Here is a 498-nt window from a genome sequence, read left to right as displayed (position 1 = left end):
CCTCTTGGGTGCTTTTTTTTTATCTTTTTGTAGCCAGCGGTTTACCCTCATAAACTCTTCCACAAAGAGCCACAAATCCTATTCGACCAAGAAGATCAGGTGGTCCATACCCCTTTTCTTCGTGATACGCACTTTCAACAACAACATTCAAATCCTGTAGATGCCTTTCAGCACGAGAGGCTTTTCGTATTTCAAAAAACAAATGATACGGCCCTGCAGGATCATCAATCGTTATTGAGTAAGCCCAGTTTCGCCTTGCTGCTGTTTGAAAAACCTTTTCTTGCGGATTCACCAAGCTGCTGATGATTGCAGGCAGACTCAACGAGAGCCTATATCTTATTGGGCAAAAAGTTCTTTTGTTTCCGCTATGGTCAGGAATAATCGGCTCCCCTGCAGGATGGCTAAAAGCATCGTATCCCTTAGTAAAACAATGGTTTGTGAATCTAACGTGTACTTTCAACTCCTTTCTAGCCATATCACTTTTCACCACCATTACGA

The 498-nt window shown here is 42.6% G+C and carries 1 protein-coding gene; it reads right to left on the bottom strand.

Translation table 11 applies throughout. The features are described 5' to 3' along the window. Nucleotides 1–19: 19 nt before the first annotated feature. The coding region (locus BAE31_RS06280; RefSeq protein WP_076839857.1) for a hypothetical protein at nucleotides 20–498 on the bottom strand (479 nt) is incomplete at its 5' end.

The sequence above is a fragment of the Bacillus sp. I-2 genome, from assembly GCF_001974945.1.
Taxonomy (GTDB): Bacteria; Bacillota; Bacilli; order Bacillales; family Bacillaceae; genus Bacillus; species Bacillus safensis.
Note: the sequence above shows the minus strand (reverse complement) of the source record. Positions and strands in the feature narration are given on the sequence as shown.